Annotated in this window: 20 protein-coding genes and 1 tRNA gene; 8 read left to right on the top strand and 13 right to left on the bottom strand. The window is 42.4% G+C overall.

Annotated elements, in window-relative coordinates; translation table 11 throughout:
* The first annotated feature begins 165 nt into the window (after positions 1 to 165).
* Positions 166 to 1,857, top strand: coding sequence for a single-stranded-DNA-specific exonuclease RecJ (gene recJ / locus JS40_RS08870; protein ID WP_034260014.1), 1,692 nt, complete (start codon positions 166 to 168; stop codon positions 1,855 to 1,857).
* Here the strand turns inward: recJ and JS40_RS08865 are convergent.
* Together JS40_RS08865 and JS40_RS08860 are read right to left on the bottom strand one after the other, a co-directional pair.
* Positions 1,847 to 2,605 (bottom strand): UDP-2,3-diacylglucosamine diphosphatase, encoded by a 759-nt coding sequence (locus JS40_RS08865; RefSeq protein ID WP_034260013.1) that lies wholly within the window; start codon positions 2,603 to 2,605, stop codon positions 1,847 to 1,849. The two genes, recJ and JS40_RS08865, sit on opposite strands and share 11 nt — an antisense overlap.
* A gap of 76 nt (positions 2,606 to 2,681) precedes the next feature.
* On the bottom strand, positions 2,682 to 3,134 hold the full coding sequence (locus JS40_RS08860) for a 6-pyruvoyl trahydropterin synthase family protein (RefSeq protein WP_034260012.1): 453 nt from the start codon (positions 3,132 to 3,134) through the stop codon (positions 2,682 to 2,684).
* A gap of 98 nt (positions 3,135 to 3,232) precedes the next feature.
* On the opposite strand from JS40_RS08860, the gene JS40_RS08855 reads away from it, so the two are divergent.
* Positions 3,233 to 3,874, top strand: coding sequence for a 2OG-Fe(II) oxygenase (locus JS40_RS08855; protein WP_034260011.1), 642 nt, complete (start codon positions 3,233 to 3,235; stop codon positions 3,872 to 3,874).
* Between the two features lie 120 nt (positions 3,875 to 3,994).
* On the opposite strand, the gene JS40_RS08850 is transcribed toward JS40_RS08855, so the two are convergent.
* Positions 3,995 to 5,329: an MATE family efflux transporter gene (locus JS40_RS08850; protein ID WP_034260010.1), complete on the bottom strand. Its 1,335-nt coding sequence runs from the start codon at positions 5,327 to 5,329 to the stop codon at positions 3,995 to 3,997.
* A gap of 15 nt (positions 5,330 to 5,344) precedes the next feature.
* The gene (locus JS40_RS08845; protein ID WP_034260009.1) at positions 5,345 to 5,851 is read right to left on the bottom strand and encodes a GNAT family N-acetyltransferase; all 507 of its coding nucleotides are present in this window, start codon (positions 5,849 to 5,851) and stop codon (positions 5,345 to 5,347) included.
* A gap of 73 nt (positions 5,852 to 5,924) precedes the next feature.
* Here JS40_RS08845 and JS40_RS08840 point away from each other — a divergent pair, with 73 nt between their 5' ends.
* Positions 5,925 to 6,719 (top strand): universal stress protein, encoded by a 795-nt coding sequence (locus JS40_RS08840; protein WP_034262302.1) that lies wholly within the window; start codon positions 5,925 to 5,927, stop codon positions 6,717 to 6,719.
* Positions 6,720 to 6,748: 29 nt separating this feature from the next.
* Positions 6,749 to 6,822 (top strand) — tRNA-Ala (locus tag JS40_RS08835).
* 114 nt (positions 6,823 to 6,936) lie between these two features.
* On the opposite strand, the gene JS40_RS08830 is transcribed toward JS40_RS08835, so the two are convergent.
* The 5 genes from JS40_RS08830 to JS40_RS08810 form a co-directional block, all read right to left on the bottom strand.
* Entirely contained in the window at positions 6,937 to 7,779 is an 843-nt protein-coding gene (locus tag JS40_RS08830; protein WP_034260007.1) for an alpha/beta hydrolase family protein, read from the bottom strand.
* A complete protein-coding gene (locus tag JS40_RS08825; protein WP_034260004.1) occupies positions 7,769 to 10,510 on the bottom strand; it encodes a PD-(D/E)XK nuclease family protein in 2,742 nt (913 codons plus the stop codon). The genes JS40_RS08830 and JS40_RS08825 overlap by 11 nt, the downstream gene beginning before the upstream one ends.
* 66 nt (positions 10,511 to 10,576) lie before the next feature.
* Positions 10,577 to 11,980, bottom strand: coding sequence for an OmpA family protein (locus JS40_RS08820; RefSeq protein ID WP_034260003.1), 1,404 nt, complete (start codon positions 11,978 to 11,980; stop codon positions 10,577 to 10,579).
* Between the two features lie 122 nt (positions 11,981 to 12,102).
* Positions 12,103 to 13,302 carry a glycine C-acetyltransferase gene (kbl, locus tag JS40_RS08815; protein ID WP_034260001.1) on the bottom strand — a complete coding sequence of 400 codons (1,200 nt, stop codon included), beginning with the start codon at positions 13,300 to 13,302 and terminating at the stop codon, positions 12,103 to 12,105.
* Between the two features lie 27 nt (positions 13,303 to 13,329).
* Positions 13,330 to 16,482, bottom strand: a complete 3,153-nt coding sequence (locus tag JS40_RS08810; RefSeq protein ID WP_051957542.1) for a UvrD-helicase domain-containing protein — start codon at positions 16,480 to 16,482, stop codon at positions 13,330 to 13,332.
* A gap of 167 nt (positions 16,483 to 16,649) precedes the next feature.
* Here JS40_RS08810 and JS40_RS08805 point away from each other — a divergent pair, with 167 nt between their 5' ends.
* Positions 16,650 to 17,258, top strand: coding sequence for a superoxide dismutase (locus JS40_RS08805; RefSeq protein ID WP_034259998.1), 609 nt, complete (start codon positions 16,650 to 16,652; stop codon positions 17,256 to 17,258).
* A 1,283-nt stretch (positions 17,259 to 18,541) separates the two neighbouring features.
* On the opposite strand, the gene JS40_RS08800 is transcribed toward JS40_RS08805, so the two are convergent.
* The 4 genes from JS40_RS08800 to purN all read right to left on the bottom strand — a co-directional run bounded on the left by JS40_RS08800 (position 18,542) and on the right by purN (position 22,736).
* A complete protein-coding gene (locus tag JS40_RS08800) occupies positions 18,542 to 20,440 on the bottom strand; it encodes an amidophosphoribosyltransferase (RefSeq protein ID WP_034259996.1) in 1,899 nt (632 codons plus the stop codon).
* Positions 20,441 to 20,502: 62 nt separating this feature from the next.
* Positions 20,503 to 21,426 carry a PfkB family carbohydrate kinase gene (locus tag JS40_RS08795; protein ID WP_034259994.1) on the bottom strand — a complete coding sequence of 308 codons (924 nt, stop codon included), beginning with the start codon at positions 21,424 to 21,426 and terminating at the stop codon, positions 20,503 to 20,505.
* Between the two features lie 67 nt (positions 21,427 to 21,493).
* Positions 21,494 to 22,132, bottom strand: coding sequence for a ribonuclease H1 domain-containing protein (locus JS40_RS08790; RefSeq protein WP_034259992.1), 639 nt, complete (start codon positions 22,130 to 22,132; stop codon positions 21,494 to 21,496).
* Positions 22,125 to 22,736, bottom strand: coding sequence for a phosphoribosylglycinamide formyltransferase (gene purN, locus JS40_RS08785; protein WP_051957541.1), 612 nt, complete (start codon positions 22,734 to 22,736; stop codon positions 22,125 to 22,127). The genes JS40_RS08790 and purN overlap by 8 nt, the downstream gene beginning before the upstream one ends.
* 180 nt (positions 22,737 to 22,916) lie before the next feature.
* On the opposite strand from purN, the gene JS40_RS08780 reads away from it, so the two are divergent.
* The 3 genes from JS40_RS08780 to rnc are packed head-to-tail and all read left to right on the top strand — an operon-like array spanning position 22,917 to position 25,169.
* On the top strand, positions 22,917 to 23,150 hold the full coding sequence (locus JS40_RS08780) for an acyl carrier protein (RefSeq protein ID WP_034259990.1): 234 nt from the start codon (positions 22,917 to 22,919) through the stop codon (positions 23,148 to 23,150).
* A gap of 12 nt (positions 23,151 to 23,162) precedes the next feature.
* Positions 23,163 to 24,416, top strand: a complete 1,254-nt coding sequence (gene fabF, locus JS40_RS08775; RefSeq protein ID WP_034259989.1) for a beta-ketoacyl-ACP synthase II — start codon at positions 23,163 to 23,165, stop codon at positions 24,414 to 24,416.
* 9 nt (positions 24,417 to 24,425) lie between these two features.
* Complete coding sequence (gene rnc, locus JS40_RS08770) at positions 24,426 to 25,169, top strand: ribonuclease III (protein WP_034259986.1); 744 nt, start codon at positions 24,426 to 24,428, stop codon at positions 25,167 to 25,169.
* Positions 25,170 to 25,171 lie beyond the last annotated feature (2 nt).

Here is a 25,171-nt window from a genome sequence, read left to right as displayed (position 1 = left end):
AAACAACTGATTATATGACAATTAAAACCTGTATTTTCTTGTAGGAAAAACCCTCAATCCGTGAATGATATTTTTTATATCCATTAGGAAAAACCCTTTTTTCATTTAGATTGAAAAGGATTTTTGTAATTTTATACAGCTCCCCAATAATCGCTTCGAGAATACATGCGCTGGACCTTACAACCAAAACCACCCACTCAAAAAGTTGAGCAGTTAGCCAATGCCCTAGGGGTTGAAAAACCAATCGCTTCGCTATTATTACAACGTGGCATTGAGACCTATGACGATGCGAAGAAATTCTTTCGTCCAAGTTTGGAGAACCTACACGATCCTTATTTAATGACGGATATGGAGAAAGCTGTTTCACGCATTGAAATGGCTGTAGAAAACAAAGAGAATATTCTTATCTATGGAGATTATGACGTAGATGGCACTACAAGTGTGGCCCTTCTTTCATCCTATCTATTAAGTTATTATCCCAATGTTGCCACCTATATTCCCGACCGATATGATGAAGGCTATGGTGTATCGTATCAAGGTATCGACTTTGCAGCCGATAATGATTTTTCTTTGATCATTGCCCTAGATTGTGGTATCAAAGCATTGGATAAAGTGATTTATGCTTCGGAAAAAAACATCGATTTTATTATCTGTGATCACCATCGTCCCGGTGATGCTCTGCCAAAGGCGGTAGCTGTGCTCGATCCGAAGCGTGATGATTGTAACTATCCTTATAAGGAACTATGTGGTTGCGGGGTAGGCTTTAAATTGGTACAAGCACTCGCCGCCCGAAGGAATCAAACGATTGAAGATCTATTGTTATATCTGGATCTGGTCGCGACGGCTATAGGGGCCGATATCGTACCCATAACAGGTGAGAACAGAATACTGGCCTACTACGGTTTAAAAGTGATTAACTCGAATCCGCGTACAGGCTTTAAAGCCATTCTTCAGCAGGTAAAAAAAGAAACGCTGAACATCACAGATGTGGTCTTTATTTTGGCTCCGCGCATCAATGCAGCGGGCAGGATGAAACACGGCAATCATGCGGTTAGATTACTAACGGAAACCAACGAGGCTCTTGCCGAACGTTGGGCCGGGGAGATCGAACAGTTCAACTCCGACCGTAAGGAGGCCGATCAACAAATCACCGAGGCGGCACTGCTAAAGATTATAGAGAACAAGGAACAGGACCGAATGACCACAGTTGTCTACGACGAACATTGGCATAAGGGAGTCATTGGTATTGTGGCCTCACGACTTACCGAAACCTATTACAGGCCCACCTTGGTTTTTACAAAAAGCGGAGATAAATTGGCAGCTTCGGCACGCTCGGTAAGGGATTTTGATGTGTACAATGCATTGGAGGCCTGTGCAGCGCATATAGAGCAATTTGGCGGACATAAATATGCTGCCGGGCTTACTCTATATGAAGCGGATTATGAGAAGTTCAAAGCGGCTTTCGAAGCGGTTGTTGCTCAAACCATTGACCCAAAACTTTTGATCCCGGAGATCCGTATCGATGCAGAGGTCGATCTGGAAGATATTACCCCAAAGTTCTATCGCATTCTAAAACAGTTTGCTCCATTCGGACCGGGAAACATGACCCCGGTCTTTATGTCGCAACATTTAAAAGATACAGGATGGGGAAAATGTGTTGGAGAAGACAAAACACACCTTCGGCTTACTGTGAGACAGGGAAACTCCGCTCCATTCACCGCAATTGGTTTTGGAATGGCAGACAAACAGGACGTGGCATGTTCAGGGGATGTATTCAAGGCAGCATATACCATCGACGAGAACGAATGGCAGGGGACGGTAACGCTTCAGTTAAAATTAAAGGATATTATTCCGTAAATTCTTTCAATTGCAGGGAATTGCCGTCAAATTCGCCATAAGTATAATGTGAGATCCAATCGCCGAGATTGATGTAGGTGGCTTTTTCAGAAAGGCGAATTTCCATGGGAAGATGGCGGTGTCCAAATATAAAATAATCGTAATGTTTTGCTTCGAGCTTCCGCTTTGCATACTGTGCGAGCCATTCCTCATCTTCACCTAAGAATTTTTTGTCCTCATCACCCGAAATCAATTTGTTCTTTACTGAAAGATACTGCGCGAGACGCATTCCAAGTTCGGGATGGAACCAACGGAACAACCAATTAAACACGGGGTTCGTAAAGACTTTTTTCATGCGTTTATAGCCCTTGTCACCCGGACCTTTACCGTCTCCGTGACCGATCAAGAACACCTTTTCATTAATAACAAATTCTTTGGGCTCCCGAAAGGTGGGAATGTTCAATTCTTTTTCAAAATAGTCGCGCATCCACAGATCATGATTGCCAACAAAAAAATAGATAGGGATGCCTTGGTCGCTCAATTCTGCAAGTTTGCCTAACACACGAACAAATCCTTTGGGAACCACAGTCTTATATTCGAACCAAAAATCGAAAAGATCACCTAACAAAAAAATAGCTGCGGCATCATCTTTTACCATGTCGAGCCAACGTACAAACTTCTTTTCGCGCGGAAGGCTTTCTGCCGGTGTCGGTGCGCCAAGGTGGTTATCGCTCGAAAAATAGATTTTCTTTCCGTGTGGGATCTGCATAGGTCAAAGATAGAGAAAAAAGCTCCTTTGGAGCATATTAAATGGAAAGGGCATGGAAGGGCACAGCTATTATGATCTACTCATTGTCAGACGCGAACCATTCCGCATAACTGGTCGCCGTTTCCTGAAGCTTCAAAGAATGCAGTCTGATTGTTTTGGGAAGTCTTGTCTTGATCTTTTCGGCAAAATCGATCACCATCATTTCACTCGTAGGTTGATAGTTCACCAGTAACACATTGTGTCCGCGATCCTGAAGCTCATTCGCCAATTCCACATGTGGGGTGTTCTTGTTAAACACGGTTGCATGATCGAATACATCCACGATCTCCTCCTTAACGATCTTTTTAAGGTCACTAAAATCGATCACCATCCCGTATTTTACGTTTCCGGTGTTGGAGATGGGGGTTCCAATAACTGTCACGGATAACCGGTAGCTGTGGCCATGTACATTACGGCATTTCCCGTCATAACCGTAAAGGGCGTGCCCGGTTTCGAAAGAAAATTGTTTGGTGATTCGTATCTTATTCATACAATGGGTTTGTGGGCAAAGATACAGCATTTCCAAAAATCAACATTTTTAGTTTTCGAATCGTTTTCTGAAGTATATTTGCCGGCTTTTTATACGTTATGACACAGGAAAAAGAATTGTTTGAGCAGCTGGATTTTGTTGAGAATCCGATATTTGAATCCATTATCACCCAGCTTTTAAAAAAGAAGTATGCGATCGTGGATGATTTTTTCGATGCTTCGGAAGTGATCACGCTTCGTGAAGCACTTTTGGAAACGTACGAAATTAAAGGATTTAAGAAGTCGGCTATTGGGAATTGGGTTCAGGAAGAGGTTGACAAGACCGTACGCGGGGATTTTATTTCATGGATCGATGAATCGAAAATGACACAAGCAGAAGAAGTATTCTTTCAGAAGATAAATACATTAGTGAATTACCTTAATAAAACGTGTTTTTTGGGGATCTTTCAGAAAGAGTTCCATTATGCCATCTACCCGACAGGAACCTTTTACAAACGACATTTGGATACTTTTAAGAACGATGACAGGCGAAAACTATCCATGGTGTGTTACTTGAACGAAGCCAATTGGCCCGCTTCCAATGGTGGAGAACTAACGTTGTATCCTACAGAGGATGCACTTGATATCCTACCGTTGCCGGGGCGTATGGTGATCTTTGAAAGCCAAACGTTAGAACATGAGGTAAAGGAGGTAAAAGCCTCACAACGCCTTAGCATTACAGGGTGGTTAAAAACCCGATAACTAGCGTTTCTTGAACTTTTTATAGAGTACCACGACCACCAATAAGATACCGATCACTAAAAAGAGTCCGGGGCCGCCTAAAAATCGTAAAACATCCATATCGCTTTTTTTGTAAATGTATCAATTTTGCGAAAGCGGGCGATATTTTCTATTGAACTTTATAAATAGCGCCACAGCCCTGTACCCGATCCATATTAAGATCGCACCCCAAATACCCAACAACCCCCACTCCATGAAACGGGAAAAATATAGAAAGGGGACAAACCCTAGGAAGGTAGCTCCTATAAGTACGTTTCGCAGGTATTTCATTTCACCCAGCCCTTTAAAAATCGCATCCAGCGTAAAAGCCAGTGCATTGATTGGCTGACTTATCAATACCATAAAGAACATTCCATAGAAGATACTTAGCACTTGAGCATCCTTATTGAACAAAAGGCCCAATTGCTTGTAACACAAAAGCCCTATGAGCACCAGGAACACAGCTACGCCAAGATTGTAAAGATTGACACGTTTCGTAAGTACATATAATCCCGAATAGTCCTTTGCGCCCAATAATTTTCCGCCAAGGATGTTTCCCGCGGCACCATAACCGTCAATAAAGAAGGCGGAGAACAACCAGATATTAATTGCGATAGCATGGGCGGCAATATATTCTTTTCCTAAACCGGTGGCTTCTCTTACAGCCAGTAATAAGGCAATGTTAAGTGCCAAGGATCGTACAAAGAGATTAAAGCTCATGGACACCAAGCGACGAATCTCCGGGTGGAGCGGAAACTGCAATCGCAGCGAAACCGTTGTTTTCTTCAGTAAAAAAATAAGAGCTAACAATGCCATAACCCCTTGAGAGATTAGACTTGCCCATGCAGCACCTTTAATGCCAAGTGCCGGAATATACTCTTCAACACCGTACACCAGGATAAAATCCAATGCTATGTTCAATGCGGCGCCTAATGTAGCAATGATCATGGGCCAAAATGTGTTCTGTAGACCTCGAAAGAGTCCAAATACAGCAAAGGTGAACAAGGTGAGCGGGAAACCCCAAACACGAATGTTGTAATAATCGATACTGTATTGTAAGATAAGACCTTCAGCATTGAGCAACGTAAAAATCTCCTCTACAAAGAAATACGTGGAGCATAGCACAATAAGACTTAACGCAATATTGAAATAGATCGCCTGGGCAGGAAAGCTATCCAGATCACGCAGCTTACCGGCTCCAAGGTTTTGTGATACAATGGCCGAAATGGCACTGCGGCTTTGCGCAAGAATCCAAATGAGCATGGAAAGAAAAGATCCCACAATACCCACTGCAGCTAGCGACTCTGTGCCAAACTGCGGAATGTTCCCTACAATGGCAGCATCGGTGCTTGACAAAACCGGTTCTGCGATACCCGATAGAATGGCGGGTACGGCTAATTGCTGGATGCGTTTAAATGAGATGTTGGTCCTTTCCATGCGAAAGCTGCAAAATTAGCCATTCAAGACCAATTCATAGCAATAAAAAGGCGCATCACTTTGTTTCGGGAAATAGATGGAGCCCAATCGGGTGTAACCGCGTTGCTCGTAAAACCGTTGATTTCTTTTATTTAAGCTGAACGTGTCCAGACGTACAGAAGCGACATGATCCACTTTCGCTTTTGTTTCGGCGAAGTCCATAAGCTGTTGCGCATGCCCCCGGCCTTGATGGGAAGGATGCACCGCCAGTCGATGTATGTAATATTGATAAGTGTCCTGTGTTAGCCATTGCACATCATTATATTCCGAATCTTTTTCCGAAGCGATACAAATACAACCAATCACTTCATTTTTTTCGAGCAGGACGTATAACTCCTTTTGATCCAGGTCTTTCTGAAAGGCTTCAAGCGAGGGATATTCTTCATTCCACTGAAAGATCCCCTGCGCCTGCATATGCGCCGCACACGCCTGTGTAATTGTTATTATTTTCTCAATTTCTGAAGGTTTCGCGTGCCGTATCATATTTAAGATTTAATTTTGCAGCAGGTTCCGTCATTGGAAGCGGATGATTAAAGATAACCGAATTGGAAAAACGATGAAAAATATTTTGGTGCCCATTGGGTCTTCGGAAAACTCAGTAAGCAATTTACAATATGCCATTGATCTCGCAAAGGTGGTTGATGCGACCGTTTATGTGGTTTCGGTTTTTCAAGAATTGTCCAGAGTGGGCGGACTTTCTAAAGTGAATACCTTACTAAAGGAAGCTTCTGAAGATCGTTTGGAGGAAGTACTGTCTAAAGTGGATAAGAAGGGTGTTCCTGTGATCGCCCACCCCATAAAAGGAGAGGTCTTGGAAGGCATCAACCGTGTGAACCAGCAAATCCCCATTGACCTTATGGTTTTGGCTCCTCGAAGCAACTCTATTAAGGAAGGTGTCTTTTTAGGAAAGACCTCAGGCAAGTTGCTAAAGCAAACCAATCTCCCAATATTGGTAGTTCCCGAAGGGGTTTCATTTTCGGCTCCAAAGAAGATCCTGATGGCGTTTAAGAATGGCAATTTCGAGAACGATCAATTGCTGGAGCCACTTCAAAAATTCATACGTCAATTTGGAAGCGAAGTACATGTACTTCACGTAGAAACTCCGGAGAGTACGCCGGAAATTCTGGAAGTAACTAATAATTTGAAGCAACTGCAATCCTCGTACACCCAAACCGAGAATGCGACGACCTTTCAAGCGGTTCTGGAACATTTTCAGGGATTTCAGCCGGATATGATCTGTGTAGTGCGAAGAAAACGCGGATTCTTTAAGAAGTTATGGGAAAAGAATGAGATCATGAAAAAAGAATTTCATACAAGCAAACCTTTATTGGTTTTACCCGTACAAGATTAAAAAATTTATTATTTTCGCAGTTCTAAGTCGGGGGATTAGCTCAGCTGGCTAGAGCGCTACGCTGGCAGCGTAGAGGTCATCGGTTCGACTCCGATATTCTCCACTGAATAAAAAAAGCAACGTGAACACGTTGCTTTTTTGTTTTTATAAGGATATGTAGCAGCGTTTTGCACAATACCTCTGCACGGGAAACCTCCGGAAAGGCGGTAAAATATGTTTACTGAAAGAACTCAATTGTCTTCTCAACGGCTAGGGCCATGTCTTTTGGAAGTTGGTTTTTGTCCCAAGGATGGCTTGATCCAAATACATGATCGGCTCCATCGATTATGTGCAATGTACTTGCAGGATTCCATAGCTGTAAACGCTGAGCTTCTTTTACTGAAACGGTCGTATCCTCGGTCCCGTGAACAATAAGCATTGGTTTGCTAAGGGCGGCAACTGCTCGTTGAATGGTGAGGCGTTCTTCATGCGCCATAAAATCTTCGTAGAATTGCCAGTCATGCGGCATTTGTTGTTTGGTGCGTGCGTTCTCAATGTGGGTGCGCCCTGTGATCTTCCATTGTTGAAAAGCTTCGGTGTTTTCCTGAAAGCGTACCTTGAAATCGCTTACACCTGCCCAAGTTGCCACTTTTTGAATGCGCGGGTCTTCTTCAGCTTTAATAAGCGCGATTCCGCCACCTCGACTGTGTGCCAAAAGATGGATCTGTTCAAGGTCTACCGGCAGATGGTTCTGTCCTTCAGTAACTATAAAATTCAATACCCGATCCAGATCTTCTAATTCTCGGGTAAAATTATTTTGGGCAAATGCTTCCAGATCAGGAAAATCAATAGGCTGGGTGACGGTGCCCCCATTGTGTGAAAAATTAAATTTGAGAAAGAAGAACCCGGCTTTCGCAAAAGCTTCTGCTACCAGGTGCCAAGCACCCCAATCTTTGAAACCTTTGTAGCCGTGACAAAAGACGACCACCTGCTTAGCATGGCTTGAACCGTCGTGGTATATATCATACAAAATGGGTTTTTTGTTTTTTAAAGGAAGGATGTTATTCTTTTCAATATGCATACGAATCAATTTCTTTTTCGGTAAATGGAATATTGGGATCACAGATCTCAAAGATCAATTTATTTAACTCTTGGGTGAAAGATTGAAGGACTTCTTGTGTTATTAAAAAATCCTTTTGCTGACTTCTGGGTGAGGGTTTTGTAGCGAAGGGAAGAAAACCGCTCCCAAGATTCTTAAACGAAATAATCCCTGCGGTTCCTTTGGTTATAGGGTTTTCGTCATTAAGCATCAAGGCATAAGACAGCACTTGCAGCGCTTTACTATATTTATAGTCGGTTGTGATCGCTTCCCAGTCGACTACTTCCAGTTCCCCTTGCCGCACAAGACCTGTCTTATAATCCACAATACGCAGCGTGCCGTCATATTCATCGACCCGATCCACTTTTCCGCCAATATGTATGGGGAATTCAAGTCCAGGGACGGTGATAGGCACATTAAGGTCGTTTTCTACGGCGATTAATTTAATGTGGTGCCCGTTTTTTATTTCTGAAATTTCAAGGCTGATAAAGTTATGGATATATCGTTTTGCAACTTCAAAAACAATAAGGTTCTTACCGCTTGAAAAATCTCCTTCTTTAAAAGTTTTCTTAAACTGAAGCCTCACTTCGGCATCGATCTTCTCTTTGGCTTCGGTAAGGTGCTTGATCGTAAGCAATTGTCCAATAAGAGGACTGTACAGTTCCTGAAGGGTATCATGCACGATCGTTCCCAAAGTGTTCGATGCGACCGTCTCCTCGATCTCCTGAAACTCATTGACCTTAAGAACTTTTTGATAATAGAAATCCAGCGGGTTGCGAACGTAGGCAGCGAGCGCCGAGGGAGAAAATCCCTTAGCGGCTATGGCGCGTATCCGTTCGATGACCTCTGGTGTCTTGGCAATAGAAATAAGCGATCTGGGAGTTGTTTTCACTACCGGAGAAATACTGCTTTTTCTAATTGTGTGTTGCGGTTGTTTTTCGAGATCGAGTTGTAAGAGAAAGCGGCTTTTTTCGCCTAACGACAGCCCATCGGAAAACGAATTATAAAGCAGCGTGATATGTTGGGCACGGTGCAATAAACGGTAGAAATGATACGTATAGATCGCATCCTTTTCGGTATAAAGCGGTAAATTGAATTGTTTTTTAAGATCGTAAGTAATGAACGAGGCGTTGGATTTTCCTGAAGGGATGATGCCTTCATTTACAGACAGCATGATGACACGTTCAAAGTCCAGAACTCTAGTCTCCAATACGCCCATGACCTGCAAGCCGCTATAAGCATCTCCCTCAAAATCTAAGCTGGTTGTGGCTATAAGCTCATTAAAGAGCCGCTGCACTGTCTTACAGCTTTTAAGATGCGGGAACGCTTTGTTCAAGGCACTAATCTTTGTAAAAATTGTATGGATATGAAACAGAACGATGCGGTCGAGCCGATTCGTGCGCTCAGCATCTTTAAGACTGCCGATAAGAGTCAGACATGCATCAATGGCCTCACGGCTCTCATTTTTCCAATCTCCGAAAAGCCAATCTAAAAAAGCACGGTCTTCTTCATGCGCAAAGGATTTTAGGCGTTGTAAGGAAAAATGTGTAAGGTTCGATTGGACGATCTGTTCGATTATTTCTCTTGATCCTGAAATTAATTTGCTGACAAGAGGATCCTGGATGAGATTGATCACATCTTTATAATACAGCGTATCTAAAGACTTTGTGTGCAGAAGCAATAAGGAATCAAAAAACAAGGCTGCAGGGAACGAACGCAGTGGAGCACCCATTGTTACGTTTATACTAGGTACGGAAGCAGGGAGCGAGTGTAAAAGGGGAAGAAGGAGTGATTCGTCTGCGAGGACAATGGCCGTTTTGGAAAGCTCTTCTTCCGAAAAATCTTTCAGAATGGATGCTACGTATTTTACCTGTCCTATGTTTTTTTGAGCCTCTACAATATGAATGTGCTTAGGGGACGTGAAATTATCCTGGATGGAAGTAAATTCATTTGTTTTGAAATAATTCCATGATGATTTATACCTCCTTAGAAACAGCGAAGCACTGTGCTTTTTATCATTCATGAATACTACATCTGCATCCCAATAGATCTCAGACGGACCCTGGGTGAGTAGTGCTTGGATAATTTGTTGTTCGGCTGTGTTTAAGGCGTTGAAGCCTATAAATATATGCGGTTTTGATGCGTGTTTGGATAGGTAGAATTCTATATCTTCAGCTGCTTTGCGATACACGAGACCTTGATACCCTATACCATCCTTCAACAGTTGTTGGGTAAGGGACTCATAAAAATAAGGCAATTGCTCCCAAAATTTTAGATATGCATCAATGAGCGGTGTTTTTTCTTTGTCGACGTTCCATTTTTCCAGGGATTTAATGCTACCGAGGTAACTGAAAAAGGGAGCGGGATCCACGAGATACCGGTCGATCTCATTGAAATCATTCAGCAGGGTGGTTGCCCACGAAGAATAAGACTCGAAGTTTTCCTTTTCTGAAGCAGTATCGATGCTAAGATAGGCTTCAAAGCTTCTGAAGAGAAGTTCGGTACTATCGACGATTTTAACATCGGATAAGGTTTCAATAAATTCTTCAATACTTATAATCGTTGGCGCAAAGGTTGTCGTCCGGATTTTTTCCCGAAGGTAATTTTTAAGAAATCCTCCTGCGCGCTTACTGGGAAGAATTAGGGTTAAGGCCGCGAGATCCTCGTGTTTTTCTATAAGGGTATCAAGCGTTTCTTCAAGAAATGTTTGCATACCACTAAAATAAAAAACGCCTCCGTAAAAGGAGGCGTTTCTTCAGTATTTAATTAGCGTGTTTTCTTACTTGTTCAAAGAAATCTCAACACGTCTGTTTTGCTGTCTTCCGGCTGCTGTATTGTTTGTAGCAACTGGTCTTTCTTCACCGTAACCTTCAGAAGTCAATCTGTTGGCTGGCATACCAATAGTGGTTAAGTATGTCATAACTGAAGATGCTCTTTCTTTAGAAAGCTTCATGTTATAAGCATCAGAACCTCTACTGTCTGTGTGACCTTCAATGTGGAATACTGTGTTCGGGTATTCCTTCATTACGTCTGCAATGCTCTGAAGTGCAGAGTAAGACTCTTGACGGATGGTCGCTTTGTCGTAATCAAACAAGATCGTTTTAGAATACTCATTCAATTGCTCAATTACTTCTACAGTAACTTCAGGACAACCGTTGTTAGCTACAGTTCCAGGAACATCAGGACACTGGTCGTCTTTGTCAAGTACACCGTCACCATCTCTGTCTTGGTAAGGACATCCGTTGTTAGCTTTTGGTCCAGCTTCGTTAGGACACTCATCCTCAGCATCAGTGATACCATCACCGTCAGCATCTGGACAACCATTTAAGGCAGCGATACCGGGAACAGTAGGACATGCATCTTGAGGATCTGGGATTCCGTCACCGTCAGTATCAGGACATCCGTTGAACTCTGCTAAACCAGGAGTGTTAGGACATGCGTCATTTCTATCTTCAATGCCGTCACCGTCGGTATCAGGACATCCGTTGAATTCTGGTAAACCAGGAGTTTCAGGACACTCATCATCTTGATCGTAGATTCCGTCACCATCGGTATCTTTTCCACCGAATTTGAACATGATACCAGCAGAGTGCTGGAAATGCTGGATACCATAGGTATCTTCGAATGCATACTTATACGTAGACTGGAAGTTCAATGCAATGTTTTCAGCAACCCAAAGACGGACGCTGGCAATACCATTTGCAGTACCAAATCCAATATCGTCTACCCAAGTATAACCACCACCAACACCGATAGATGGATCAAACCATCCACCTTCGCCGTTGATCAAGTCTCTAAGACTGTACTTGATCTCACCGTCGGCAGAGTAATACGTTAAATCGTCAACGCGTACGTCACCGATCTTGTCAATTTTGTTAATTGCTCCAGCAGCAGTGAAGGTAAATCCACCTCCAATGTATCTACCAATAGATACTCTGGAAACAGAAGGCAAGATGCTCCAGTGGTCGTTTACGTTAAAGTACTCATCAAAGAGTTCTCCTTTTACGGCCATTCCGTTGATCATTGATGGAAGCCTTCCTTTGTCGTCAATACCAACTGGGTAAACATCAACAGCGTTTACACCAACTTCTACTGCCCAAGGATTGTTTTCGTCTTGTGCGTTTGCTAACCCAACTCCTAGTAACAGGAGAGTAGCAACAAAAAAAGTGTTAAGATGTTTCATATTCGATTGTTTAATTTTTAAGTGTTAATTAGAGCAAAAGTAAGTTGTTAAAACTTATAAACAAAAGCAAATCTATTAAAATTTTCACAAATACAATGCTTTAGGAGCGCAAAAAAAGGGCGTTAGCCTTTAATTATTTCCAGTTCTCTTCCCACTTTTTTGAATGCCTTTATCGCCTTGTCTAAGTGTTCTTTTGTATGTGCTGCGGAAAGTTGCACGCGTATACGTGCTTTTCCTTTGGGAACCACGGGATAGAAGAAGCCTATTACATAGATTCCTTCCTGCAAAAGCATATCTGCCATATTTTGAGAAAGTTGTGCATCGTACAACATTACAGGAACGATTGCCGAATCACCGTCTATGATATCAAAACCGGCATCTTTCATGCCTTTTTTAAAGTAAGCAGTATTTTCTGCCAGTTGGTCCCTAAGGCTTGTGTCATTCGCCAGCATGTCGAATACCTTAATTGATGCACCCACAATTGCAGGAGCCAAAGAATTGGAGAATAAATAGGGTCGTGAACGTTGCCTTAGGATCTCAATAATCTCTTTTTTGCCCGTTGTATAACCTCCCATAGCTCCTCCTAAGGCTTTTCCAAGAGTTCCTGTAATAATATCGATCCTGCCCATCACACCTTTTTCTTCAAGGGTGCCCCTGCCGGTTTCCCCAATAAAGCCTGCAGCATGACACTCATCGATCATCACCATGGCATCGTATTTTTCTGCAAGATCACAGATCTTGTCCAAAGGCGCTACCAGGCCATCCATAGAGAACACACCGTCGGTAACAATAATCTTAAACCGCGCTCCTTTTTTATTGGCATCGATCAATTGTTGCTCTAAATCCTCCATATTGTTATTCTCATATCGATATCGGGCGGCTTTACACAGTCGCACCCCATCTATAATAGATGCGTGGTTCAGTGAATCTGATATGATCGCATCTTCGGGACCTAGAAGCGGTTCAAAAACCCCACCATTGGCATCAAAGGCAGCAGCGTATAAAATGGTATCTTCGGTTTGATAAAAATCGGCGATCTTTTGTTCCAAGTCCTTATGGATGTCTTGTGTCCCGCATATAAAACGAACAGAGGACATCCCGAAACCATGCGAATCCAGAGTATCTTTCGCTGCCTGGATCACGTCTTTATGAGACGATAGACCCAAATAGTTGTTTGCACAAAAATTGATCACTTCCTCGCCGGTGCTAATTGTAATTACTGCATCTTGAGGTGAAGTGATAATACGCTCCTTCTTATAAAGACCGTTGTCTTTAATCTCTTGTAATTCTTTATTTAAATGGTCTTTGATTTTTCCGTACATAATGCATTGTTTTTTGGTAGTACAAAGTTAAAGTTTATTTACGAGTATCTCTGTTTCTGAAGCATAAACCAGCAACTTTTCAGTAACCTTAAATTGCATTGCTTCCAAAGCCGAAGCATAGTTCAGCAACTGATATTCGTGCGATTCAAGAGGTGTACCCGTTTTGTAATCTACAAGACTTACCGATTGATTTGAGTATATGTTCAACCGGTCCGGACGCACCAGTTCACCCGTTTGAGTAATGATCTCTCTTTCGGTTACCACTCGTCCATTGCCGGCAGCAAACAGATGCTCAAGTTGTGGATGACCAACAATGGCTGTCACCTGCTCTAGGAGAAGATCTATTTGTGCTGATGGAACGACAGACCGATGTCTCATTTCCTCGAACACCATCGCAACATCTTCTTGAGTTTTGATCTGTGCCATAGTATCGTGTAATAAATTTCCTGAAAAGAGTGCAGAAGCTGCATCGGTACCCCATAAGCTTGCATCACGCGAAACAACAACGAGGTCATGCTCTTCGGGAAAATGAACGGGGTAGGATGCTTTTACCGGTTTTTCGGAAGGGGGTATAGTGGCGGCAACGGATCTTTTTGGAGATCCAATGGTCACGATTGCAGAAGAGTCACTGTAGCCATGATGCGCTTTCAGAAATGCAGCAAATAATTGATTGAATTTTGTAGGGCCTTCCTCTTTCATAGCCGAAGGAGCTGTAGCGAAGACGTATAATTGTTCTATGGCTCGGGTAAGCGTGACGTAAAGCAAATTAATATTGTCTAACTCTAGCGTGTTCCGCCGTTCTTCATACAACTCGGCTCCGTCATTGGAGTAGGAGGCAACTTCTTTTTTGAAATTGATATAGACCTCGTCAAACTGTTGGTCTTCCCATGGATACCACGCTTTTGCGTTTTGTTCTGCATAAAGATCAACATCGGCATAGGGAAAAATCACTACCGGAAATTCCAGTCCTTTCGATTTGTGAATGGTCATGACCTGAACTGCCTGTACGCCGCTACTTGCAGGCAGTCCGGCAGTTTCCTTTTTAGAGTCCCAAAACGATAAAAAAGACGCTTTCCCGGCCTGTGGTTGTTGCTGAAATTCAAAAATGAGGTCCATAAAGCCAAAAAGATAGCCGTTGTCTTCGGTTGCCAGTTCAAAATTTTTGATGATGTATTCGCAGGATTCATACAAGGATAAGGAAGTGATCGCCTCAAAACTGAAGAAGATCCCATAAGTAGCGAGTTTCTGCTCAAACGAATAGGTGTCGAGTTTTAGAAGTGACCTGAAAAAGCGGTGTTTTTCTTCAGAAATCTTAAAATGCCCGTATAAGAAATTAAGTAAAGCCACCTTTGCCTCTTCATTGGCAGGATGCTGATGCATGGTTAACGTATTCACTAGACATTGAACAACAGGGGAAGTCGCCAGCAATAATGTTTCCGAAGAGATCACAGGAATATCCCGTTCCATTAAATAGGCAGCCACGGCAACACCCTCTTTACGGGTGCGGGTGAGAACGCAGATCTCCTCTTTAGCAAAACCGTTGCCAAGCACCTGTTGTATGGTTTCAAAAACCTTACGACCGTACAATTCGTGTTCTTCTTCTTTGTTTTCGGCTTCAATAAATTCAAATTGTATAAGTCCGCCGTCTTTACGCGTATACTTTTGCTTATTCCCTTGGCGGTATAATCCGGCATAGGAAGGTTCTCCCAGAAACTCAGCTATAAAACTAAAGAAGGCATTATTAAAAGCTATAATATTGGAGCAGCTTCGGTAGTTGGTATCCAACGACAGGACATTTTTTAAACCTCCGGCAAACGGATTTTCATTATTATACAGATCAATGAATTGTTCGGGAAGGCCTCCCCGCCATCTGTATATGGATTGTTTTGCATCACCCACCAGCATTAAAGTACCCTGTGTTTCTTCAGAATTTTGTTGTGATAAGGCATTATCGATCAATGGAATTAGGTTTTGCCATTGCATCGAAGAAGTATCCTGAAACTCATCAATAAAGAAGTGTCTGTACTTTTCTCCTAAACGCTCATAGATAAAAGGAGCCGGCTGATCTTTTATCTCATTATGAATTAAAGAATTGAACTCAGAAATAAGAAGCAGGCCTCTCTCTTCTTTAATAGCGGCCAGTTCTTGATTCACCAAGTTTATAACCGATAAAGGGGTGATGTTTTGAAGGATATTGCTCAATGCCAGATACGTATGTACCTGTTGTTTTGTGAGCTCAAATGATTCGATAATTTTTGGAGCAATAGCTTCTATCACGGGAATAATTTCCGGCGAATCCTTTATGACCCTTGTGGGGTATAACGGCTTTTCCCCTAATTCTTCCTGCCATTTTGTACCCCATGAAACCGAGGTGTCACTATTTGCCAGTTTCTGAAAATGTTTAGGCAGATAAGACCTGCTAAAATCATCAAATTGCAATCCGCTTTCTTCAATAAGCTGTAAAATTTCCGAAGCCGTCTCCACTAAAGCCGATTCCACTTTGTGTTGTTGGGCGAGCAATCGCTTTTTAAATTCATTAAAGTCTGTAAGTGACTTATCTTTAAGTTTTGCCACATGAGGCGCATCATTTTCGTTGACAATAACTTGTGAAGCGAGGGCAATATCCTTCGCAATATCCCAGGACTTGTCATCGTCTATTTTTTCTAAAGCGAAGTCGAGTAGTACACGGGTGATGAGCGCATCTTTTCCGGCCTTGGTGATAAGCTGGTCCACAGCTTCGGAAAGAAGTTGTCCTACCTCGAGACTTACTTCAAAATTTTGAGGAAGCTTCAGGTCACGAGCAAACGTTCGCAGTAACTGATGGTTGAAACGGTCGATGGTCACCACATTAAAACCGGCGTAGTGGTGCAAGAGATGCGTAAGGATGTTCGAAGCGCGGCGGTTTAGTTCAACGATACTGAGGCCTGTTTCATTCGCAAGTTGCAATAACATGGCAGAAGGTGAAGTAACCGCTTCCGAAGCGGCGAAAACGATCAAATTATCAATGATGCGTTCTTTCATTTCGGCCACGGCCTTGTTTGTAAAGGTAATGGCAAGCAAATGCGCATAGTAACCTTCGTTCTGCGACAAAAGGAGTTTTTTCAAATACTCCTTGACCAGAGTAAAGGTTTTACCACTTCCGGCAGAAGCATCGTAAATAGTGAATGAATGGTCTTGCAATAGATGTCTTTTCCACGAAGATATTAAAAAGCCAGTCGATACGAATGCTGCTATCGATAGAATCTATACTGAAATAAAAATCTTATAAAATCTATAACACTTTTCCGTTTTTTTAATCCGTACTTTTGAGGTAGTTAGTTAAGTAAGAACCAAAAAAAGAAACTATTATGTCTTTCGAATTACCAAAATTACCATATGCTCATGATGCACTTGAGCCACATATAGACGAAAAAACCATGAAAATACATCATGGGAAACACCACCAAGGCTATACTGACAAGTTAAATGATGCCATTGACGGAACAGACATGGAAGGTAAGACGATCGAAAATATTTTGATCAACCTAGACATGGAAAATAAGGCTGTACGGAATAACGGCGGCGGCTATTACAATCACAGTTTGTTTTGGGAAGTGATGTCTCCTAACGGAGGAGGAAGCCCCTCTGGAGAATTGGCAACAGCCATTAACAGCGCTTATGGAAGTTTCGAGGACTTCAAAGAAAAATTTGCAACGGCAGCGAAGACACAATTCGGATCCGGATGGGCTTGGTTGTGTGTTCATAAAGGAGGGAAAGTAGAAGTATGTTCTACTCCAAATCAAGACAACCCATTGATGCCCGGCATAGGATGTGGAGGAACACCTATATTGGGACTGGATGTGTGGGAGCATGCCTATTATTTAAATTATCAGAACAGACGCCCAGATTACGTAGAAGCTTTCTTTAACTTGATCAATTGGGAAGAAGTGGGTTCACGATACAAGAAGAATAAATAGAACACCCGCTCCATATATATAAAGCCGCTTTGCCAAAGGAAAGCGGCTTTTTTTATTACGTTAATTCTTTAAAGAATAATAGAAACGAAGACGTTCCAAATTAAAAAGGGTTGAGATATCAGTTTAGGCTTCCCACAAGCAGTTTTGAGGTTATAAACAACTCGCCATTCTTTTTAGTATAATGAAAAATTACAAAAAAGAATTGGCTCGTTACCCCTCCCGATAACTATCTGGATTTGGGGCATAAAAAAAGGTAAACAAGTGTTTACCTTTTTTTGCCCCAAATCTACCATGAACTTAACCTACTTATGCTATGGTATGGGTCAAATATATAGGATAATTTGATTGACAAATTCAACTTTTAGATTAAGAGCAAATATTTTCGTTGAACAGCACCCTCTTGTGTGATAAGTCCTATAAAGTTGCTAGGATAATAGGCAGCTTCGTATACATTTTAATGAATGATTGGTGATCAACGGTCATAGTGCTATCGCTTTTAAAAGTATTTCCGGTATATCTAATATAGCGCATATATACCCCGAAGTAATTGAAATTGTAACCGGCTCGCACTAACAAAGAAGTTCTAATATGAACCGTGGGGTAGCGCAATGCAACTGTTGTAAGATAAAGTTTAGTTGTATGAGAAAGGTACCCCGAAGTAATTGAAATTGTAACCGGCTCGCACTGACAAGAAAGTTCTAATATGAACCGTGGGATAGCGCAACGCAACTGTTGTAAGATAAAGTTTAGTTGTATGAGAAAGCTACTCCGAAGTAATTGAAATTGTAACCGGCTCGCACTGACAAGAAAGTTCTAATATGAACCGTGGGATAGCGCAATGCAACTGTTGTGAGATAAAGGTTAGTTGTATGAGAAAGGTACTCCGAAGTAATTGAAATTGTAACCGGCTCGCACTGACAAGAAAGTTCTAATATGAACCGTGGGATAGCGCAATGCAACTGTTGTGAGATAAAGGTTAGTTGTATGAGAAAGGTACCCCGAAGTAATTGAAATTGTAACCGGCTCGCACTGACAAGAAAGTTCTAATATGAACCGTGAGATAGCTCGCCACCCCGTTGCGATTTGGATAAAAATAAAAAGGTAAACCGAAGTTTACCTTTTTGCCCCAAATCTTACCATGAACTTAACCTACTTATGCTATGGTATGGGTCAAATATAGGACAAATAAAACTACTAAATACAGATTTTTCCTACTTTTGGATAAAGTGATTTTTATATTCGATTAACGGCAACTTTTGTGAGGTTTTTCTGCAAATTTTAGCCTAATAGGCACGCTCAGGGTTCCCTTCATAAAAATTAATGTAAGCTTTATTGACGACCCGATTTCCGCCGGGAGTAGGGTAATCACCCGTAAAATACCAATCTCCAAGGTTTTTAGGACACGCCTCATGAAGGTCGCTTACCGATTGGAAGATAAGTTTCACCTTTGCATTAATGGTTGCATCGCTAATGATCTCAGCGATCTTGTCCGATATCTCTTCATCACTAAACGGGGCGTAGAGCTCTTTCACGTGATTGATCACTTCGGTGTCCTGAAGTTCCAGTTGTGCTTTGCACTTGTAGTAAATCTCTTCTACAATTTTAAAAGTACCACGATCCTTATGTAGCTCGAGTGCGGCATTAAAAGCGACAAGATGCTCCAAACGAGCCATATCAATACCGTAGCAATCCGGATAGCGTATCTGGGGAGCCGAAGACACAACAACAATTTGTTTCGGATTCAAGCGGTCCAGCATCTTAAGAATACTCTTCTTTAAGGTAGTCCCTCTAACAATACTATCGTCAATGATCACCAAATTATCGGTAGGTTTCACAACGCCGTAGGTAACATCATACACATGCGCCACCAGATCGTCCCTGCTACTGTCGTCTGTAATGAAAGTACGCAGCTTTACATCCTTGATCGCGATCTTTTCGGTACGGATTTTATGGGCCTGAATCTGTTCCAAACGGGCGGTAGACAGATGACCTTCCTCGCGTAGGATAGCTTCATTCTTTTGTTTGTTCAGCTCGTTCTGTGCAGCATCCAACATACCGTAGAATGATGTTTCAGCTGTATTCGGAATAAAGGAAAACACAGAGTTTTCGGTATCGTAATTAATGGCCTCCAATACTTTAGGCATAACGAGGCGTCCTAGTTCCTTCCGCTCTTGATAGATCTCTGCATCACTTCCGCGGGAAAAATAAATACGCTCGAAGGAGCAGGATTTGCGCTCCAAAGGAGCTAATATTTCTGAAGTAGAAAAACTACCGTCCTTTTTTATGATAAGTGCGTTGCCGGGTTCAATTTCATTAATAGACTCGAATGGAACGTTGAACACGGTTTGAATGGCGGGTCTTTCTGAAGCCACCACGATCACTTCATCGTCCTTGTAATAATAAGCGGGTCGAATTCCGGCCGGATCGCGTAAAACGAACGAATCACCGTGACCCAATAACCCGGCCATGGCATAACCTCCATCCCAGTTTTTAGCCGATTTCCGGAGAATCTTTGTAAGGTTCAAATGTTCAGCAATATAAGGAGAGGCCTCGATCTTGGTCATTCCCTTCGCCTTTGCTTTTTTGTACAATTTCCGAACTGCATCGTCCAGGAAATGACCTATTTTTTCCATGACCGTCACCGTATCTGCCTTTTCCTTGGGATGCATTCCTAACTTGATGAGGTTGTCGAAAAGTTCGGTGGTGTTCGTCATGTTGAAGTTACCGGCAATAATAAGATTCCGGTGCATCCAATTGTTCTGTCTTAAAAAAGGATGAACGTTCTCAACGCTGTTAATTCCGAAGGTTCCATAACGCACGTGTCCTAAAAAAAGCTCTCCGATATAAGGAATGTGTTTTTTCTGTGCTGCAACATCTTCTTTGAATTCGGGATGCATTTTAAACTCTAAATTGATACGCTCGTTGATTTGGGCAAATATATCCTGAATGGGCTGTGCCGCATTTGAACGTACTCTGCTAATGTATCGCTCTCCGGGATTTACATCCAGTTTGATGCTCGCAAAACCGGCACCATCCTGCCCGCGATTGTGCTGCTTCTCCATCATCAAATACATCTTGTTGACACCATAGAAGGCCGTTCCGTACTTTTCCTTATAGTATTCTAACGGCTTAAGGAGTCGAACCAGTGCAATTCCACATTCATGTTTTAAAGCGTCGCTCATAGTGTGTTCCCGGTATTAGTAGTAAAGCTACAAAAAAAGCCCTGTAATTTCAGGGCAGCTTGTTATGTGAGTTGTATATCGAATTGTGTTAAACTTTTAAACTGTTGGATGCGCTGGTGTACTTCTTTCTTCGGAAGGTCGATCATACGTTCTGCCCCAAATTTCTCCACACAAAAAGAAGCCAAAGCCGAACCATAGATAATGGCTGTCTTCATATTCTCGTAGCTGTAATCCCCGGTTTTCGCCAAATAGCCCGAAAACCCTCCCGCAAAAGTGTCGCCGGCTCCTGTAGGATCGAAAACTTCTTCTAAAGGCAGGGCGGGCGCAAAGAACACATCGTCCTTATGAAACAACAATGCGCCGTGTTCTCCTTTCTTGATTACCACATATTTTGGTCCCATGGCCATGATCTTTTGTGCAGCGACCACCAATGAATATTCTCCGGTAAGCTGTCGCGCTTCTTCATCATTAATAGTGATAACATCTACTTTGGCAATCACTTGCAGTAATTCCTCCAAGGTGTTATCCATCCAAAAATTCATAGTGTCTAACACCACAAGCTTCGGATTGTTCATTTGGTCGATAACACTCAACTGAACTAACGGATGTAGGTTTCCTAACATTACAACCTCTGCATCCCTGTAGTCTGAAGGAACATTGGGGTTGAAATCTGCCAATACATTCAACTCTGTTACCAAGGTATCCCGGGAGTTCATATCATTGCGGTATTTCCCGCTCCAGAAAAAGGTCTTTCCTTCTTCCACAACCTCCAGCCCCGAAACATCCATGCCGTGGTTTGAAAGTAAATCGATGTATTCCTGCGGAAAGTCTCCGCCCACAACAGATACGATGGCTCCGTCCACACCAAATTGAGACGCGGCTAATCCTATATAGGTGGCAGCTCCTCCTAAAATTTTATCTGTTTTTCCAAAAGGGGTTTCAATGGCGTCGAACGCTACGGTTCCAACGATAACAAGACTACTCATACACAGCTTTTAAAAGAAGGTGCAAAGATACAGTTTTGTCTACAGAAAAACTAACGGTTACAGCGGATTACTTTCTCCCAAAATCGGCAGGGATTTCCCCCCAGGCTTTGGTTTCCCATTTCACGATCTTCGTGCTGTACGAATTATTCTTTAACCATTGTTCGGCTCGAGAGACAAGCTCAAACAAATAAGCATTCTTTGCAGTTTGTTTCAGCTTGGTATTGCACTTTTTACGTTTCACCCATCCCATGGCAATGCGCGAATCTGTGTAGATCATTCGGTCGCTCTTTTTTTGTTTCAGAAAAGCGAGTCCGTGTACGATCGCAAGAAATTCTCCAATGTTATTGGTTCCCTGCTGAAACGGCCCCTGATGAAACAATTGCTTGCGCGTTTGTGTATCTACACCGCGGTATTCCATTTTTCCTGGATTGCCACTAGAAGCCGCGTCCACAGCAATAGAATATAAATTGGGATCTCCGATCCTTGCGCGTTCCACGGGGCTGAGGGTTTTCTTTCGGGCTGTTTTTCCTTTATAGTCGGCGTATTCTTTATCGAAGGCAATTTTTGCTTCTGCCAGTGTAGAGAAGGATTTATACTGAGCACCTTTTACTCCTTCGATAGCGCGCTTGCATGCTGTCCAACTGTTGTAGATCCCTGCAGGATTCCCATACCACACCACATAGTATTTTTGAGTCTTTTTAGCCATGTTTTGGAGGAGAATGAGGGAGTGGAGGGGTCTGGGGGTTCAGTAACAGGCCTTCGATCACTTGAGGGAAATGAACACGCTCCAGTTGCTGTACTTTTTTGGCGACAGTTTCCGGATTGTCTTCTTTTGAAAGGGCCACGCTTTTCTGAAAGATGACAGCGCCTTCATCGTACTGTTCGTTCACATAATGTATCGTGATGCCTGTAACAGCCTCTTTATTGGCTACCACGGCTTCATGAACATATTTCCCATACATTCCTTTTCCGCCATAGTTGGGCAGGAGCGCCGGATGGATATTGATCACTTTGTGCGGAAATTCCTTCAGAATGTGTTCCGGAAACTTCCATAAAAAACCCGCAAGTACAATAAGGTGAGGTTGCAGTTCCTTTAAGGTTTGAAGCACTCCGTCTTCAGAAAGAAGAGAGGCTTTACTGAAAAATAAGTTTTTGACATTCAACTCTTTAGTCAGTTCCAAGACCTTGGCATCCTTCTTGTTTGAGAGGACAAGAACAACCTCGGCGACTTCTCCTTGCCGGAAGTACTGAATTATGTTTTGAGTATTGGTACCCTTACCTGAAGCAAAAATTACAATGCGCTTCTTCATGAAAAGTTTCTTTGGACGTTTAAAGAAGTAATTAATCTAATAAATAACAAAAGTAAGGTAATAGGGTTTTACTTCGCCCAAAATTGTTTAATTTGGTGATACATTTTAGGTATTAAATAGTGTTTTAAATTAAAAAATTTTATTTTTGCCACTTATAATTAAATTTAAAAAACAAGAATTATGTCAGACATTGCATCAAGAGTAAAAGCGATTATCGTGGACAAATTAGGTGTTGACGAAAATGAAGTTGTGAACGAAGCGAGTTTCACAAACGATTTAGGAGCCGACTCTTTAGACACGGTTGAGCTTATAATGGAATTTGAAAAAGAATTCGATATTCAAATCCCAGACGATCAAGCTGAGAACATTGCCACAGTAGGTCAAGCAATTTCATATATCGAAGAAGCGAAATAAAAAACTTCTTCTATGGAATTAAAGCGAGTTGTAGTTACTGGTCTTGGAGCCCTTACCCCTATTGGAAACAATATATCTGAATATTGGGACGGATTGAAAAATGGGAAGAGTGGCTGTGCGCCTATAACGTATTTTGATATTGAAAAATTCAAAACAAAATTCGCTTGTGAAATCAAAGATTACAATCCAGAGGATCATTTTGACAGGAAGGAAGCCCGAAAATTAGACCGTTTCGCCCAATACGCACTCATCTCATCCGATGAAGCTATCGTTGACGCAGGAATTAACCTCGATATGGTAGATAAATTTCGTGTAGGAGTGATCTGGGGAGCGGGAATTGGAGGTTTGAAAACCTTTCAAGATGAAGTAATAAATTTTGCAGAAGGGGATGGAACGCCACGTTTCAACCCCTTTTTCATTCCTAAAATGATCGCCGATATTGCTCCCGGTAATATTTCGATCAAACACGGTTTTATGGGACCTAACTACACCACGGTCTCTGCCTGTGCTTCTTCTGCCAATGCCATGATCGATGCACTTAACTATATTCGGTTAGGACATTGTGATATCATTGTCACGGGCGGAAGCGAAGCAGCGGTAACACCGGCAGGAATGGGTGGCTTCAATGCCATGCATGCACTATCTACAAGAAATGAAAGCCCCGAAACAGCCTCAAGACCTTTCGACGCTACCCGCGACGGATTTGTACTGGGGGAAGGAGCAGGAGCACTTATCCTTGAAGAATATGAACACGCAAAAAAGCGTGGGGCGAAAATCTATGCCGAAGTGGTTGGCGGAGGAATGTCCAGTGATGCCTATCACATGACGGCACCGCATCCCGATGGAATTGGGGTTGAGCGTGTAATGCTTAATTGTCTTAATGACGCCGGAATGAAGCCGGAAGATGTTGATACTATCAATACTCATGGAACTTCTACTCCTTTAGGTGATGTAGCCGAGTTGATAGCGATAAGTAAGGTGTTTGGCGATCACGCAAAGACCATCAATATCAATTCTACAAAGTCTATGACAGGTCATTTGCTAGGAGCAGCGGGGGCTATTGAAGCGATCGCATCCATCCTGGCCATGAAACATAGTTTGGTTCCTCCTACCATCAATCATACTACCGTCGACGAATCTATTGACCCTTCATTGAATCTAACGCTAAACACAGCTCAAAAGAGAGAGATTAAAGTGGCCATGAGTAATACCTTCGGATTTGGAGGGCATAATGCTTGCGTCCTCTTTAAGAAAATGGATGCCTAATTTCCCTCCATGGCCTCAATAAAGAACATATTTAATTCTCGTGTCGAAAAGCACGGGGATTTTTTTTATGCCATAAAAAAAATTCTAGGGTTCAAACCCAGAGATATCAACATCTATAAAGAAGCCTTTACCCATCGCTCTACCAACGAAAAGAACAGTGATGGTCACTCCCAAAATTATGAACGACTTGAGTTTTTAGGCGATGCCATGTTAGGAGCGGTGATCGCTTCACATCTCTTCAAAAAAGTGCCGGGCGGGAACGAAGGATATTTAACCAAAATGCGCTCCAAGGTGGTAAGCCGTGAACATTTAAATGAACTGGGCCGGGACCTTAATCTTATTAAATTTGTAAAGACCACCATACCTACACAACAATTTGGAGGAAATATACACGGGAACGTATTTGAAGCACTTATAGGTGCCATCTACCTCGACAGGGGATATCCCTACTGTGAAAAGTTCATCAACAAACGGGTGATCAAACCGTATGTGGATATTGAAAAGCTGGAAGGGAAAGTAATAAGCTATAAAAGTTTGTTCATCGAGTGGTGCCAAAAAAACAAAAAACGTTTCAAATTTTCGATCTACGAAGATACTGGGAAGGATGCATTAAAGCACTTTGCAGTAAAACTGCTTCTGGAGGATGAGGTCGTTTCAAAAGCCAGGGCAACTTCCAAAAAGAAGGCCGAAGAACGCGCCGCAAAACGCGCCTATTTTAAACTTCAGAAAAAAATTGACCGCCAGCGGGAATAATC

Source organism: Altibacter lentus (genome assembly GCF_000746845.1).
GTDB lineage: Bacteria > Bacteroidota > Bacteroidia > Flavobacteriales > Flavobacteriaceae > Altibacter > Altibacter lentus.
Note: the sequence above shows the minus strand (reverse complement) of the source record. Positions and strands in the feature narration are given on the sequence as shown.

Coding starts and splice junctions, on each gene's coding strand:
- JS40_RS08830 (WP_034260007.1), bottom strand. CDS start 7,779: ATGCATATTGAAAAGAATAACATCCTTCCTTTAAAAAACAAAAAACCC.
- JS40_RS08845 (WP_034260009.1), bottom strand. CDS start 5,851: ATGATACGGCACGCGAAACCTTCAGAAATTGAGAAAATAATAACAATT.
- JS40_RS08790 (WP_034259992.1), bottom strand. CDS start 22,132: ATGGCTAAAAAGACTCAAAAATACTATGTGGTGTGGTATGGGAATCCT.
- purN (WP_051957541.1), bottom strand. CDS start 22,736: ATGAAGAAGCGCATTGTAATTTTTGCTTCAGGTAAGGGTACCAATACT.
- JS40_RS08860 (WP_034260012.1), bottom strand. CDS start 3,134: ATGAATAAGATACGAATCACCAAACAATTTTCTTTCGAAACCGGGCAC.
- JS40_RS08855 (WP_034260011.1), top strand. CDS start 3,233: ATGACACAGGAAAAAGAATTGTTTGAGCAGCTGGATTTTGTTGAGAAT.
- fabF (WP_034259989.1), top strand. CDS start 23,163: ATGGAATTAAAGCGAGTTGTAGTTACTGGTCTTGGAGCCCTTACCCCT.
- rnc (WP_034259986.1), top strand. CDS start 24,426: ATGGCCTCAATAAAGAACATATTTAATTCTCGTGTCGAAAAGCACGGG.
- JS40_RS08825 (WP_034260004.1), bottom strand. CDS start 10,510: ATGCAAACATTTCTTGAAGAAACGCTTGATACCCTTATAGAAAAACAC.
- JS40_RS08850 (WP_034260010.1), bottom strand. CDS start 5,329: ATGGAAAGGACCAACATCTCATTTAAACGCATCCAGCAATTAGCCGTA.
- kbl (WP_034260001.1), bottom strand. CDS start 13,302: ATGTACGGAAAAATCAAAGACCATTTAAATAAAGAATTACAAGAGATT.
- JS40_RS08805 (WP_034259998.1), top strand. CDS start 16,650: ATGTCTTTCGAATTACCAAAATTACCATATGCTCATGATGCACTTGAG.
- JS40_RS08820 (WP_034260003.1), bottom strand. CDS start 11,980: ATGAAACATCTTAACACTTTTTTTGTTGCTACTCTCCTGTTACTAGGA.
- recJ (WP_034260014.1), top strand. CDS start 166: ATGCGCTGGACCTTACAACCAAAACCACCCACTCAAAAAGTTGAGCAG.
- JS40_RS08800 (WP_034259996.1), bottom strand. CDS start 20,440: ATGAGCGACGCTTTAAAACATGAATGTGGAATTGCACTGGTTCGACTC.
- JS40_RS08865 (WP_034260013.1), bottom strand. CDS start 2,605: ATGCAGATCCCACACGGAAAGAAAATCTATTTTTCGAGCGATAACCAC.
- JS40_RS08795 (WP_034259994.1), bottom strand. CDS start 21,426: ATGAGTAGTCTTGTTATCGTTGGAACCGTAGCGTTCGACGCCATTGAA.
- JS40_RS08840 (WP_034262302.1), top strand. CDS start 5,925: ATGAAAAATATTTTGGTGCCCATTGGGTCTTCGGAAAACTCAGTAAGC.
- JS40_RS08780 (WP_034259990.1), top strand. CDS start 22,917: ATGTCAGACATTGCATCAAGAGTAAAAGCGATTATCGTGGACAAATTA.